General features: G+C 53.6%; 11 protein-coding genes. 7 read left to right on the top strand and 4 right to left on the bottom strand.

Translation table 11 applies throughout. The features are described from left to right. Positions 1-164 precede the first annotated feature (164 nt). The 4 genes from G7Y44_RS07870 to G7Y44_RS10450 all read left to right on the top strand — a co-directional run bounded on the left by G7Y44_RS07870 (position 165) and on the right by G7Y44_RS10450 (position 6354). The gene (locus G7Y44_RS07870; RefSeq protein WP_165248888.1) at positions 165-899 is read left to right on the top strand and encodes a hydrolase; all 735 of its coding nucleotides are present in this window, start codon (positions 165-167) and stop codon (positions 897-899) included. Beyond that, a complete protein-coding gene (rsgA, locus tag G7Y44_RS07865; RefSeq protein WP_165248886.1) occupies positions 900-2066 on the top strand; it encodes a ribosome small subunit-dependent GTPase A in 1167 nt (388 codons plus the stop codon). Between the two features lie 129 nt (positions 2067-2195). Continuing rightward, positions 2196-3974, top strand: a complete 1779-nt coding sequence (locus G7Y44_RS07860; protein WP_165248884.1) for an AAA family ATPase — start codon at positions 2196-2198, stop codon at positions 3972-3974. A 208-nt stretch (positions 3975-4182) separates the two neighbouring features. Further along, positions 4183-6354, top strand: coding sequence for a class I SAM-dependent DNA methyltransferase (locus G7Y44_RS10450; RefSeq protein WP_165248882.1), 2172 nt, complete (start codon positions 4183-4185; stop codon positions 6352-6354). A 16-nt stretch (positions 6355-6370) separates the two neighbouring features. Here G7Y44_RS10450 and G7Y44_RS07850 read toward each other — a convergent pair whose 3' ends face one another. The 3 genes from G7Y44_RS07850 to G7Y44_RS07840 form a co-directional block, all read right to left on the bottom strand. Next, positions 6371-6955 (bottom strand): hypothetical protein, encoded by a 585-nt coding sequence (locus tag G7Y44_RS07850; RefSeq protein ID WP_165248880.1) that lies wholly within the window; start codon positions 6953-6955, stop codon positions 6371-6373. Further along, positions 6952-7497 carry a DUF6036 family nucleotidyltransferase gene (locus G7Y44_RS07845; protein ID WP_165044020.1) on the bottom strand — a complete coding sequence of 182 codons (546 nt, stop codon included), beginning with the start codon at positions 7495-7497 and terminating at the stop codon, positions 6952-6954. The genes G7Y44_RS07850 and G7Y44_RS07845 overlap by 4 nt, the downstream gene beginning before the upstream one ends. Positions 7498-7698: 201 nt before the next feature. Beyond that, positions 7699-8607, bottom strand: coding sequence for a LysR family transcriptional regulator (locus tag G7Y44_RS07840; protein WP_165248878.1), 909 nt, complete (start codon positions 8605-8607; stop codon positions 7699-7701). A 225-nt stretch (positions 8608-8832) separates the two neighbouring features. Between G7Y44_RS07840 and G7Y44_RS07835 the strand changes: the two genes are divergently transcribed. After that, positions 8833-10560 (top strand): FAD-dependent oxidoreductase, encoded by a 1728-nt coding sequence (locus G7Y44_RS07835; RefSeq protein ID WP_165248876.1) that lies wholly within the window; start codon positions 8833-8835, stop codon positions 10558-10560. 75 nt (positions 10561-10635) lie between these two features. Here the strand turns inward: G7Y44_RS07835 and G7Y44_RS07830 are convergent, their stop codons facing one another. Next, a complete protein-coding gene (locus G7Y44_RS07830) occupies positions 10636-10830 on the bottom strand; it encodes a hypothetical protein (protein WP_165248874.1) in 195 nt (64 codons plus the stop codon). Between the two features lie 51 nt (positions 10831-10881). On the opposite strand from G7Y44_RS07830, the gene G7Y44_RS07825 reads away from it, so the two are divergent. Together G7Y44_RS07825 and G7Y44_RS07820 are read left to right on the top strand one after the other, a co-directional pair. Then, positions 10882-13188 carry a class I SAM-dependent DNA methyltransferase gene (locus G7Y44_RS07825; RefSeq protein ID WP_165248872.1) on the top strand — a complete coding sequence of 769 codons (2307 nt, stop codon included), beginning with the start codon at positions 10882-10884 and terminating at the stop codon, positions 13186-13188. A 169-nt stretch (positions 13189-13357) separates the two neighbouring features. Next, positions 13358-14035: hypothetical protein (locus G7Y44_RS07820; protein WP_206214434.1), on the top strand; the 678-nt coding region annotated here is incomplete at its 3' end.

Here is a 14035-nt window from a genome sequence, read left to right as displayed (position 1 = left end):
TCAAACCGGGCGCCGCTTCGGTCTCTCATCTCAGCACGCGACGGGTAGATGTACTAGAATACCTGCATGGTTAAAAGGAAACGCGACATACGGCAGTTCATATACGATGTGCTGGGGGGCATGGGCGTGATCGTGCTCGCGCTGTCTTGCTTCATCGTGTTTCTATGGATATGTATCATCGTCGTCAGGCTGGTGATGGGATGATCCGGCTCGCTAATCGTTCCGTCTGCCAGCCGGCGCTTCCTCGTGCGATACAGCATGCGTCGCGCGCGTGTTCGCGCCGTTGCCCGCTGTTGCTGAATGGCTTGCGCTGCGCAGCGCTGTTGCTGCTTATCGTTGTATGCATTGCCGTGCTTGCGTTTGGCAGTACTCCCGCGTTTGCCGACGAACCCGCTTCGCAGCAAGATATTGACGAAGGCAATGCGGTGAACGTGCAGCAGCGGCCGGACAGCTCGTTTATCTACGACACGTCAATCGACGATTTGGCTGCGGCCGATACCTATTACGACGGGCAAACCGTGCAGGTGACAGGCGAAGCTGTGGGCGACAACATTCGCGCTAATCCGTCGGGCGACAAGCGATGGATAACGCTCGAGTCGGAGGGCGGCACGGGGTATGTGTCCGTGTATATGACAGAAGAGCAGGCGAAAAACATCGACACGTTCGGCGAGTATGGGGCTGTGGGAACGACGTTGCAAGTTCGAGGGACGTATCATCTGGCGTGCCGCGATCATCAAGGCCTGTCCGATCTGCATGCCGAGGTCGTGTCGGTGGTGTATCCGGGTTCGACCGAGCCCGACAAACGCGACATGTGGGCGTTCGCTCCAGGTGCCGCGCTGACAGCAATCGGTCTTATCTTGGCAGTGACGTATTACGTTCTGCGAGAGCGGCAGCGATAGATGGGCGCAGAACTGTTTGACAACGAGCGCACAAAAGCATCGGCGGCTTTGGCGGCTTCGCTCGTGCGCGGGCAGGTGATCAAGCTCGATCGCGGGTATCCGCTGGTGAGGGTGCTGGAAGAGAATGCGGCTGCATTAGATGAGCCAGGTGCATCAGGTGCGCCTTGTGTGTCAGCTTCACCAACTGCATCAACCGCGCCAACAGCACCAGCTTCGCCAGCGCAACTTGTTCGGTGTGAACACGCGACGGCGCTGGTGAAAGGCACCCGTGAGCGCGCGACTATTGGGGATTTTGTTGAGGTTGACGTACCCGCCGGACACGATAAGGGCATCATTACGCGCATTTTGCCACGTACTCGCGCCTTCGTGCGGAAAGACCCTACCGAGCGTTCGCTTCCCCAGGTGTTAGCGGCGAATTTCGACGTGGTTATTGTGGCGCAGCCGCTTGCCAATGTGAACGTGCGGCGCATGGAGCGCGAACTGGTGCTGGCGCACGAAACCGGCGCGCGTGTAGCGGTGGTTCTAACCAAGGCCGATCTTGCCGAGAGTGAAGGGCAGGTAGAGCGCGTACGGCGTGAAGTTGCCGATCTCGTGGGCCCCGACGTGACCGTTGCGGTGGTGTCGTCTGACGATGCAGCTAGCGTTTGTGCTGTGCGTGAAATGATTCCCGAAAATGTAACTGCGGTGCTGTTAGGAAAAAGCGGCGTGGGTAAGTCGAGCTTGGTGAACATGCTAGTGGGAAGCGATGTCCAAGCAACTGCCACCGTGCGCGAAGGCGACGGTAAGGGTCGGCACACCACGGTGAGCCGCGACATGGTGACACTTCCCGGCGGCGGGTTCGTTGTGGATATGCCGGGCGTGCGCGGCTTGGGGCTGTGGAATGCCGACGAAGGCATTGGCGCGGCGTTCTCCGACATTGAGCGGCTGGCCGAACAGTGCCGCTTTCGCGATTGCAAACACGAAAACGAGCCGGGGTGTGCTGTGCGCGCAGCGGTTGAGGCGGGCACGTTGTCCGAAAACAGGTTTGCATCGTATCAGGCACTTCGCCGAGAAACAGCCGATCAGGCGGCACGTCAGGAAGAGGCACGTCGCCGCCGCCACGAAAAGCAAACATTCGGCAATCAAGGCCGCGGCAAAAGGAAATGCGCCCGCTCATCCAACATGTGACAGAATGACCATCCAAATGCAGGGATGTCGACCGCTCGACCGGTCTATCCTTATTCGTTAAAGCTGTTTAACGGCATAGGAGGTACGGTATAATTTCGAGCGTAAAGCCATAACCCGAGGATGGTGACAATGAAACGCGGTACAGAGGCTTGCAGCGACAAGGGAGTATTCCGCAAAGGCTCAGTGCGGCTGTCTGATCGTTCGGGTCGCAAGCGACTGCCCATCGGCGTGAGTGACTTTCCGAAGGCGATACGCAACTTCACGTACATCGACAAGTCGATGCTCATTGCCGACATCCTGGATGGCGACTCGGACGTGATGCTTTACTGCCGCCCACGTCGCTTCGGGAAGTCGCTGAACCTCAGCATGATTCAGCGCTTTCTGGAAATTCCATCCCCCAACGATCCGGCGGCCGCCGACACAGCAGACCTTTTCGAAGGTCTGGCCATTTGGGAAGCCGAAGATGGTCGTTATCGCGAACAGCACAACGCCTACCCGGTAGTTCGGCTCTCCTTTAACAACACCAAGGGTCTCACCTGGGAGGAAACTTTCGGGGCCATTGTCCAGAACATCGTTGCCGAATGCGGTCGCCATCGGTATCTTCTTAATTCCACCATGCTCTCCTCGGATGAGAAAGATGCATTCCGGCGTCTTGTTGGAGGTTCCGCCTCGGATGTAGAGCTTGCCGCATCGCTGACAACGCTCGTAGACCTCTTGCACCGACACCATGTCGCGCCGACCGTGGTGCTGGTCGATGAGTACGACGCCCCCGTACTGGCCGGCTACACGCACGGCTATTATACCGAGGTAGTAGGGTTTCTGAAGCGGTGGCTTACCGGTGCCTTGAAGGACAACCCGTCTCTTGCGTTCGGCGTTCTCACCGGCGTTCAACGTATTTCGAAAGAGTCGATATTCTCGGATCTCAACAACCTGACGGTAAACACATCGCTTTCTGTCGCGTCCGACGAGCGCTATGGCTTCACCCAGCAAGAGGTGGAGCTTCTGGCCGACTACCTGGGTGTCTCGGACGGTCTCGATGTTGCATGCGAGTGGTACGACGGCTACCGGTTCGGCTCTATCGACGCCTACAACCCCTGGAGCGTTCTCAACTATTTCTCAAGCCAGTGCGTTCCTGATTTATACTGGGGAAACACCTCGGGGAACGGTGTGCTTGGCGACCTGGTTGCCAGCGCCGAGGGCGCCACGTTACAGAAGCTATATGTACTCATGGAGCCCGACGGCGTCATAGACGAGCCTTTAGACACTGGAGTCATCTTCCCCGACGTGGGTGTCCGTCCCGATGCGCTGTGGTCGATGCTCTACTTGGCGGGCTATCTTACCACCGACGACACGTCGCGTCCCAATAGCCCCGATCAAGTGCGCCCCCTGCGCATTCCGAACAAGGAAGTGGCTCAACTGTACCGAAGTGAAATCGTCAGCCGCTTCACCGGATTAGCTGGCAGTCGCGATCGTCTCGTCGAGCTGCACAACGCCATCGTTACCGGGAACGCAGCTACCCTCATCGCTGATCTGGAGCGCATTCTCTCAGAAAACGCCAGCTACCACGACCTCACGCACGAGCAGGCGTATCACACCCTTCTGCTTGGCTTGCTGTTCGGCATGCGAAACTATCGCGACCCCTTTTCTAATCGCGAAGCGGGCCTCGGGCGCTTCGATATTCGCCTCGAGCCCGAGAATCCAGCGCAACATCCCCTCGTGACCATCGAGCTCAAACGAACCTCCTTCAGCAGTAACGAACCTAGTTGCTTGGAGGAGTTAGCTCGGGAGGCCCTCGATCAGATCACAGAGAAGGCCTATGAAAGCGGCGCCCAACGAGGAGCCGCCGGTACTATTCGATGGGGAATCGCCTTCTCTGGCAAGCACGTCGCCGCCCTGTGTGAGAGATAGCGCTTTCGCCGCAAACAACCTTGGCAGACCGTTACGTGGGACAGCGATTATGGTGGTGTACACGTATAATGGATTCCAGATTCATTCACCTTAATTTACGGATAGAAGCACCGCATGGCAAAGACCACCAATAAGCAGGCAATACGACGCCTTTGCGAAGCAGTATAAGAACCTGGATGAGAGTGCCGAAGAGCAGCTCAGTCTAAACGTGCTTATCGTGCGGCTGGTGTTTTTGCTGTACGCAGAAGACGCAGGGCTGTTCAACGGGCACCAGGCATTCTACAAGTACATGAAGGGTTTCAACGCCGAACAATCCCGCGTTGCTTTGCTGGATCTGTTCAAGGTGCTTGACACGCCGGAAGACAAGCGCGATCCTTACGCATCCGAAAAGCTTTTGGAGTTCCCCTATGTGAACGGCTCGCTTTTCGCTGATGAGACAATCATTGTGCCGCAATTCACCGAGGATTTGCGGGTTGAATTGCTGCTGAATGCATCGTGTGGATTCAACTGGAAAGACATTAGCCCCACCATCTTCGGGGCGGTGTTTGAGAGCACCTTAAACCCCGAGACGCGCCGTGCGGGAGGTATGCACTACACATCCATCGAGAACATCCACAAGGTGATAGACCCGCTGTTCTTAGATGACCTTAAGGCGGAACTCGCTGAAATTGAGGGTGAGAAGGTGGAGCGCAAGCGCATGTTCGCATTGCGCGCGTTCCAGAATAAGCTGGCGTTGCTGAACATCTTTGACCCCGCGTGCGGAAGCGGCAACTTCCTGACCGAAAGCTACATACAGCTGCGCCGCCTTGAGAATCGCGTGCTTGAAAACATCCAGGGCGAGGGGCAGGCCTCGCTTGGCTTCGACGGCGAGGCTGACCCTGTGAAGGTGTCCATTAGGCAGTTTTACGGCATCGAGATCAACGACTTCGCCGTGAGCGTAGCGAAAACCGCCCTCTGGATCGCCGAGAGCCAGATGCTCACCGAGACGCAGGATATTGTCAGCCGCTACATCGATTACTTCCCCTTGACTACCAACGCCCATATCGTGGAAGGCAACGCCCTGCGCATGAACTGGAACGATGTGCTTCCAGCGGAGAAGTGCAGTTACATTATTGGGAATCCGCCATTTATCGGATCTTACCGTCTGAGTAAGGAGCAGCAAGAAGACAGACTGAACCTTTTCGGAAAAGATGCAGGGGTTTTAGATTATGTAGCCTGTTGGTACAAAAAGACGGCTGATTTCATTGGTAACTTCGACATTTCATGCGCTTTTGTCTCTACAAATTCCGTTGTTCAAGGACAGCAAGTGGAACCTCTTTGGAAGCCGTTGTTCGAGAGTGGAGTTCATATCAACTTCGCATATAGGACGTTTATATGGAATAGCGAGGCATCGGATCAAGCGCATGTGCATGTCGTCATCATCGGGTTCTCACGAAAAGGAAATAAATCTAAGAAGCTGTTCGATGGCGATGCCTTCAGCGAACCGTCGAATATAAACGGGTATCTATCACCCGCGCCCACCGTGTTCATAAGCAGGCATTCCAAACCGTTGTGCGATGTGCCGGAAATGGCCCAAGGGTTCAAACCAGCAGACAACGGCAACCTCTTGATGTACCGAGAGGAAAGAGATGCGCTAGTTGCGAAAGAACCTGAAGCGGAAAAGTGGATACGCCCTTTTTCCATGGGGGCGGACTTCGTCAAAGGTGATGAGCGGTTTTGCCTCTGGCTGGTTGACGCCACTGAAACGGACATAGGTGCTCTTCCTCTTGTCAGGGAGCGCGTGGATGCATGCAGACAGTGGCGAAGCGAACAGACCCCTACAGGTGACGCCTACAAACTCAAAGAGACTCCGCAACTCTTGCGCCCATGTAACAAGTTTCATGATACGACTTATATAGGGGTGCCTGTTGTTACCTCGGGCAAAAGAGACTATGTGCCTCTTGGCTTCGTAGATAATGGGATGATTCCCGGAAATAAGCTGTACTTTGTGGAAAGCGACTCGCTATACCATTTCGGTGTCATGCTTAGTTTGTTTCACAATGCTTGGATGAGGGCTACTACTGGAAGGTTGAAGAGCGACTATAACTATGGCAACACTCTTGTTTACAACAACTTTATCTGGCCAAAGCCGACACCTGAACAGAAGCAAGTCATCGAGAATGCTGCGCAAGCTGTCCTTGACGCACGCGACGCTCACCCAGGCTGGTCGCTCGCGCAGCTCTACGACCCGGACAAGATGCCAGCCGATCTGCTCAAAGCTCACAAAACCCTCGACGCAGCAGTCGAAGCAGCATACGGCGTTGACTTCAACGGCGACGAAGAGAAGATCGTCGCGCATCTGTTTAAGTTGTATGCAGAAGCTACGGCAGAGTCGAAGTGAATTATATTTTATATAGCTAACACAGGGAAGCTTTCTCCACGTATGCCTTGTCTGCCCGTGGAGATGGTGCGCGAGTGGAGAGGGAACGCAGCGTCTTGTACGCCCTCATCGCGGTGTCCCGGCTGAGCTTTGATGTGTCCCCTTTGAGGAACGCATAGAAGTTCCCCTTGTTCAGTTCTGCGATCCTGCACGCCTCGGCGCGGCTTACGCCCTTCTGCTCGAGCAGCGTTACAAGGGAAGCAGCGACGTTTTGCAGCGTTTGCTGATCAGTTTGTCTTCGCCCGCTTTCGGCGCGCCACGCGACAAGCGGGCGCTTGTACCTGCTTCTTTCGGGCAGCGTCTCAAGGAAGAGCTCCAACGCAAGGCCCGACTGATGAAAACGGGTCGTTATCTCCTGATACGCGTCGAGCACGTCGGAGCCGACCGCCTGCTTCATCAGATATGTTTCCCTGTGATCGCATAACGCTAGGAGAAGAAGCGGTTCGAAAACACGTGGTCGCCCCTTCTCCGCGATGGCGAAGAGCCTTTTCAGGCTTGACGTCTGCGCGCCTGCGAGCTCTTGGCAGTATTTCAGAAGGAATCCGCGAAACGTGAGCATCATGGCCGCCATCCTTCCTCGTACGTGCGATAGTTATGAAGCAGATTCTTTAGTTCTCGATCTTGCTCGGGGAGAGCGCAACGGCTTGCCGCTGCCTCTTCGGGAGAATGCACAAGGTGATCGAGTGCCGCCCAGTCCAGCTTTTCCAGGAACTCAGGTGCAGTCAAATCGGCCACGTCGGGTGCTTCCCATCGATACAGCTTCATTACCGCTATATCTTCAAGCGAAGGAACGTAAATATCGAGCGCGTAGGTGTCCAGGTCAATGCGCTCGATGCGATCCTCGAAATTGTAGGGGAGACATGCTTCGTAAGCTGCGCACTGGTTGTTGAAATCAGCATCGCTGAAAAGGAAAGGTTTCACTGATTCCTCGGCTCGAAGCACGTCGACGTCTTTCGTTGCCCCTTTTGACGAGAGGTCGTTCAGCAGCAATGCGCTTGCTCCCACTATGATGATGCCGACACGCTGGCCTTCCCGAAGGATTCCAGAAAAGAAGACGTCTTCATCGATCCTCTTCAGTTTAGAGATAAGCTCAGCCTTATCCATCGTGCCTCCTATAGTATTAATTTGCAATAATAATACTACAGGAGACACGATGGGGAAAGCCGATTGCGAAAAAATAGATTACAGCTCTCCAATCCGGGCAAGATCTAGCCAAAATGCCCTGACCCTATTGTCACACATGCTGACGAGCATACCGGTACGAATGGGCTGGCGGAATTGCTTAGTGTTTCCTTGGGAATTATCTTACGCGCTTTCGTTATAGGCTGCAGTGACGGCTTGTATGAGCTCTTCGGTTAGGGGCGGGTTTTTGTCGTTGCGGTATGTGAGTAGTGCGGGCGGCTCGATGAGGGGTTTGCCGTCAAGCTTGTTTATGACCACGATGTCGCTGCGGTTCGCATACCGCTTTCGCAGTGCGTTTTCGTCGCAGCTTACGAGCATGTCGCCAAGGTCGGCGAAGGCCAGCTCGGTTTCGTTTTCCATGGGCTGAAGGGCGAAACGCAGGTCGAGGTCGTTTCCGAGCATGGTAAGCAGCACGTGTTTTTCCAGGTTAGACCACGCAAGGCTTCCCAAAAGGAAGGTGGCGCCTCGGATGTCGTCGCGGGTGGGTGTGTTAACACTTGCCAAAGGGTGGTCAGTTGAACATGCAAGTGCCCAATGCGTTCCTTTAAGCGGAGCGAAAGAAACAAAGGACTGTTCGGCGCGCTTTAACAGGGCATCGTCGAGAACTCCCAGCATGCAACCCATATCCATCTCCCGAGCGATGATCGCATCAAGGGAAGTTTGGTCGATGTTGCGTTCAATAGGAACTACCGGCACACCTGCTTCCTTAAAAACCCGAAGAACCGCCGGAAACGCGTACAAGCGCGAGGCAATGCGCACCGGAGAGCATTGGCGGGAAACGGCCCTTACTGTCTTTTGTGCTTCTATGGCCAACGTGCTCAAATTTTGAGCGTACGTAACGAACGCTTTTCCGGCTTCGGTTAGGGCAAACGAGTCCGCGCTGCGGTCGATAAGGGGTGCTTCGAGTTCTTTCTCGAGCGATGCGATATGCGCGCTTAACGTCGATTGAGACAAGTAAAGCTCTTTTGCCGCACGGTTAAAACCCTTGTTGCGAACGAGCGCAAGAAACTCGTCGATCACTTCGATTTTCATAGATCCTCCCCTCAGCCGTTTGGCGCTAGCTTTTCAGTATAAGCGGACTGCGAGGTGGTTTGTGAGCTCATCGCGAATTGCGATTGCCTTATAGCGAAACTCGGATAGGTGCAATGTTTTCGCTATTTCTCTAATCGGGACGCATGTTTTTAAGGTAAGTATGCGCGAAATGTGAATTGCGAAGCGCACTATTAATTGTCGGGAACAAACGGATGGGAGAAAGCAATGGGATACAACGATATCAGGGCAGAGGAAGGCGTGAGCCGTCGCAAATTCCTTATGGGAGGCGCGCTTTTGGCGAGCTCGGCTGTAATCGGCGCTGGGCTTGCGGGATGTTCCCCTTCGACATCGGATAGCAGCTCTTCTGCAGCTGGGTCGGGCGACACTTCCTGGGACAAAGAGGCGGATATCGTCGTTGTCGGAACGGGCACGGTGGCAGTTGCCGCCATGGCGGCAAGTCATTATGGTGCTGGCAAGATCATCGTGTTGGAGAAGACCGACTTGTTCGGGGGAACCACCATTTTCTCAGGGCAGGGGATGGGTATTCCGCTGTGCCACGTGCATGGCGATAACGCTGCTAACGATACGATGGAGGCTGTTCTCGAGTATTACAAAAACGCTTCAGGCGGTCGTGCTGACCTGTCCGTTGGTGAGGCGTTTGCCACGAATGGCGACCGTTTCGTTACGTGGATGGAAGAAACGTACGGCATGACGTTCGGCTTTACGGTTGGAGAAGGCTTCTTCGGCGATTACTACGATCCGGTAGAAGGCTATCTAGGCATTGGGCGTAACCCGATCAGCGTGACATCCATCGAAGGTGAGAACGAAGGTACAACGGCTTGGACGTACTTCAACAAGCGAATTATGGCAGACGAAAATACCGAGCTGCTGCTCGGTACGCCTGCAACCAGCTTAGTGACCGATGAGAATGGTGCCGTGATTGGCGTTGTTGCTAACGACGGTTCGTCGGATATTCGCATCAAGGCCAACAAGGCTGTCATTTTGGGTACGGGCGGCTTCGAGCACAATGCGCACATGCGTCAGCAGTACCTTTCTATGCCGTTGATCGGCTTGCAATCATGCGAAGGCAATACGGGTGACGGGCACAAGATGGGCATGAAGGTGGGCGCCGACGTTGCTTATATGGATCGCTGCTGGGGCCTTCCTCATGTGTATTTAGGGGACAAGAACCCTCGGGAAATGGTGCTCAACAACGAGGCTATTGCCACGCTCGGTGTTGGAAGCGATGCGGTGTTCGATGCAGCTTCGTATCGCGGTTTTCCCGGATCGGTGGTTGTGAATGCTAAGGGCCGCCGCATCGGTAACGAATGCTCATCGTATGATACATTCAACCGAAGCTTCGGGGTGTTCGATAGTGGCGACAACGATCAGCCGAATATCGAGTCTTATCTGGTGTTTGACGCCACATACGTGCCCTCTTTTGGCCGTTTCGCGGGGGCTGGCGAAGACGGCACGCTGCCCGAGGCGTACGTGAAAGCCGACTCGCTCGAAGAGCTTGCCGACAAGCTTGGTATCGAGAAGGAAACGTTTGTGTCCGAGATGGCTGCGTTTAATGAGAACGCATCGCAAGGTGTTGACCCGGTGTTTCATCGTGGCGAGCACGAGTACGACATTAACACTACGGGTGGCTTCATGGCGAAAAGCGGTAGGGATGTAAGCGGGGACAACCCTGTGCTAAGCCCGGTGTCCACACCGCCGTTTTATGGCGTGAAGTATGTTCCCGGCACGTTTGGGACGAACGGCGGCTTGCGCATCGACGCTCATTCTCAGGTGCTGTCTGTTGATGGCGAGCCTATCGCAGGTTTGTATGCGGTCGGCAATTGCTCGAGCGGTGTGGCCGGTGGTTGCTATGCTCATGGTGGATTCACGGTTGGCTCGGGGTCGGTTATGAGCTGGGTTGCTGTGCGTCATATTCTGGGAATCGAAGACTAGCCAATTCGGGGCGGTCTCGGCTGGTTTGAGGCGGCGTTTCGTTGGTGCGGCAGTTCGGTCATACCGCTCGCGTCTTTAAAACGTGCCGTAACGGGTGCTCTGGCGGGCGCTGTCTACCAGAGCACCTGTCTGTGACATAGCCCCCGTCGCATGTGTGACAATAGGGTCAGGGCATTTTGTCACACTGACCACCGCCACCGAGAACTCGGGGATGATGGTGTGGCAGACCGCTTTGCGGGACAATGATTGCTCTATTGCGATGGCGTACACGTATAATGGATTTCAGATTCATTCACCTTAATTTACGAATAGAAGCACCGCATGGCAAAGACCACCAATAAGCAGGCAATACGCGCATTTGTTGAGCGTTGGAAGAGCGCTGAGTGTAACGAAGATCGCGAGGCCCGCAGTTTCCTGATCGAGTTTCTAAGCGATGTGCTGGGAATAGAGAACCCCACCCGCATCATCGACTTCGAGCGTCGCGTTAAGGGGCGCAAGATAGACGCGTTCTACGAGGATATGGGAATTCTCATAGAGGCGAAGTCTCGCAAACCTGGCATCTTAGATGAGCAGCGCAACAACGGCAAGTACGGTTTCGAGACGCCGTATCAGCAGGCGAAGTGGTACGCAAACGAGCTGCCTAACTCCATCACGCCGCGCTGGATTATTGTCACCAGCTTCGATGAATTCCGTATTCACGATCTTGAGCTGGAATACCCCGAACGCGATTACGTGTCGGTCAAGCTCGAAGACCTGCCAGATCAAGCATATTTGTTCGACTTCTTCTTCGACAAGTCGCAGTCGCGCCTGGTGAAGGAGAAAAAGCTCTCCGTCGAGGCGGGTGAGATCGTAGGCAAGCTCTACGACGCCTTTGCGAAGCAGTATAAGAACCTGGATGAGAGTGCCGAAGAGCAGCGCAGCCTGAACGTGCTCATCGTGCGGCTGGTATTCCTTCTGTACGCAGAAGACGCAGGGCTGTTCGACGGGCACCAGGCATTCTTTAAGTACATGAAGGCATTCAACGCCGAACAATCCCGCGTTGCTTTGCTGGATCTGTTCAAGGTGCTTGACACGCCGGAAGAAAGGCGTGACCCCTACGCGTCCGAAAAGCTGCTAGAGTTCCCGTATGTAAACGGCTCGCTTTTTGCTGATGAGACAATCATCGTGCCGCAGTTCACCGAGGATTTGCGAGTTGAATTGCTGCTGAATGCATCGTGTGGATTCAACTGGAAAGATATTAGCCCCACCATCTTCGGGGCGGTGTTTGAGAGCACCTTAAACCCTGAGACACGTCGTGCCGGCGGCATGCACTACACCAGCATCGAGAACATCCACAAGGTGATAGACCCGCTGTTCTTAGATGATCTCAAAACGGAACTCGCTGAAATTGAGGGTGAGAAGGTGGAGCGCAAGCGCATGTTCGCATTGCGCGCGTTCCAGAATAAGCTGGCGTCCCTGAATATTGTTGACCCCGCGTGCGGAAGCGGCAACTTCCTGACCGAAAGCTACATCCAGCTGCGCCGCCTTGAGAACCGCGTGCTGGAAAACATCCAAGGCGAAGGGCAGGCCTCGCTCGGCTTCGACGGCGACGCCGACCCTGTGAAGGTGTCCATTAGGCAGTTCTATGGCATCGAGATCAACGACTTCGCCGTAAGTGTGGCGAAGACTGCGCTTTGGATTGCCGAGAGCCAGATGCTCACCGAGACGCAGGATATTGTGAGCCGCTACATCGATTACTTCCCCCTGACCACCAACGCCCATATCGTGGAGGGCAATGCCCTGCGCATGGACTGGAACGATGTGCTTCCGGCGGAGAAGTGCAGCTACATCGAAGGTAACCCACCGTTCTATGGTGCGCGCCTGCAATCAAAACAACAAAAGGAAGACATCAAAGAAGTCTTCCAAAACTCAAAGAATTGCAGTAATCTCGATTATGTTGCTGGTTGGTATATGAAAGCTGCCGAGTACATGATGGATTATCCAATCAAGTGCGCTTTCGTATCAACCAACTCGATAAGCCAAGGTGATCAAGTCGAGATTCTGTGGTCACAAATCTTCGCTTTGGGTTTTCATATCGACTTCGCCTACGATACTTTCAGATGGAAAAGCGAAGCTAACGATCAGGCGCATGTTTATGTAGTCATCATAGGATTCTCGAAACAATCAAAAGCAAAGGTGCTATTTCATTACAAAACACCTGATTCCGTAGCGGATGTTACATATCCGTCAAACATCAACGCATATCTGAAAAACGCCCCTGATGTATTTATAAGGAATCGTCCAAAGCCGATTTGCAAAGTTGCAGAAATATCATTTGGAAATATGCCGAACGATGGCGGAAACCTTCTGCTAAAAGACGAGGAAGCAAAAGAGCTGATCCATAAAGACTTACGATGCCAACAGTTTATCAGGCAGTTTATGGGTGCTCAGGAGTTCCTTAACAACAAGAATCGCTGGTGCATTTGGTTAAAAGATGTTCCAAGCAAAGAATACACTGGAATCTCACCAATAGAAGAGCGCATAATACGTGTTAAGGAGTTTAGATCTTCCAGCTCACGCGAGGCAACAAAGAAGCTGGCAGTCACGCCGCAGCTTTTCGGCGAGATAAGACCCGTCTTTAGGATTTGACACCAGAATTCTTTAGGATTTTCGACATACGCTTATCTGTAAAAACCAGCCAATGAGCTGGTCTTTTTGTATATTCTGTGGAGGATTGACAAAATACTTCAAAAGGGTTTTCTATATGGTGCTATGGAGTTGCAATAGAAGCATTGCGGCTATGAAGAAAGGGTGAGCGATGGCGTATTTCTTGAAGAAGTCCAAGAACAAAAAAGGACTCTATTTACAGATATACGAAAGCCACTGGGATGCCGGACGCGGGCACACGGTAAATAGCTCTGTGAGAGCACTCGGATATGAGCACGAACTGCGCGAATCAGGCATTGCTGACCCTATTGCCCACTTTAAGGCCGAAGTTGATGAGATGAATGCTGAGCGTAAAGCTAAAAAGGCTGCCTCAAAAGTCAAACGTATTGGTGAGCATACACCAGAGCGCTTCTTAGGACATTTTCCTTTACGCGCCGTAAACGAAGCACTTAAGGTAGAACAGGATTTAGCGTATCTTCAGATGGCAGGTGGATTTCGCTTCTCACTGCACGGGTTGTTATCAGATCTTGTCTATGCTCGGGCAGTATCCCCCTGTTCTAAGTCACGAACGTTTCATGATGTCATCCCTCAGCTTGCCGGAGCTGATAAAACCTATTCGCTTGACCAGCTCTACGAGGGAATCTGCTTTTTGGGATCTGAGTACCAAAAGGTAGTAGAGATTTACAACCACAAAGTCTCTGAATTGTTTGATCGTGATACTTCGACAACGTACTTTGACTGCACGAACTTTTTCTTTGAGATTGACCGTGAGGATGCCCTTCGACACAAAGGAGTATCCAAAGAAGGTCGCAAAGACCCGATTGTGGGA

Source organism: Adlercreutzia sp. ZJ141 (genome assembly GCF_011038965.1).
Classification (GTDB): Bacteria; Actinomycetota; Coriobacteriia; order Coriobacteriales; family Eggerthellaceae; genus ZJ141.
The sequence above is the reverse complement of the archived record's forward strand: the minus strand, read 5'-3'. Positions and strand labels throughout refer to the sequence as shown.

Coding starts and splice junctions, on each gene's coding strand:
- G7Y44_RS07845 (WP_165044020.1), bottom strand. CDS start 7,497: ATGGATAAGGCTGAGCTTATCTCTAAACTGAAGAGGATCGATGAAGAC.
- G7Y44_RS07860 (WP_165248884.1), top strand. CDS start 2,196: ATGAAACGCGGTACAGAGGCTTGCAGCGACAAGGGAGTATTCCGCAAA.
- G7Y44_RS07825 (WP_165248872.1), top strand. CDS start 10,882: ATGGCAAAGACCACCAATAAGCAGGCAATACGCGCATTTGTTGAGCGT.
- G7Y44_RS07850 (WP_165248880.1), bottom strand. CDS start 6,955: ATGATGCTCACGTTTCGCGGATTCCTTCTGAAATACTGCCAAGAGCTC.
- G7Y44_RS07835 (WP_165248876.1), top strand. CDS start 8,833: ATGGGATACAACGATATCAGGGCAGAGGAAGGCGTGAGCCGTCGCAAA.
- G7Y44_RS07870 (WP_165248888.1), top strand. CDS start 165: ATGGATATGTATCATCGTCGTCAGGCTGGTGATGGGATGATCCGGCTC.
- G7Y44_RS07840 (WP_165248878.1), bottom strand. CDS start 8,607: ATGAAAATCGAAGTGATCGACGAGTTTCTTGCGCTCGTTCGCAACAAG.
- rsgA (WP_165248886.1), top strand. CDS start 900: ATGGGCGCAGAACTGTTTGACAACGAGCGCACAAAAGCATCGGCGGCT.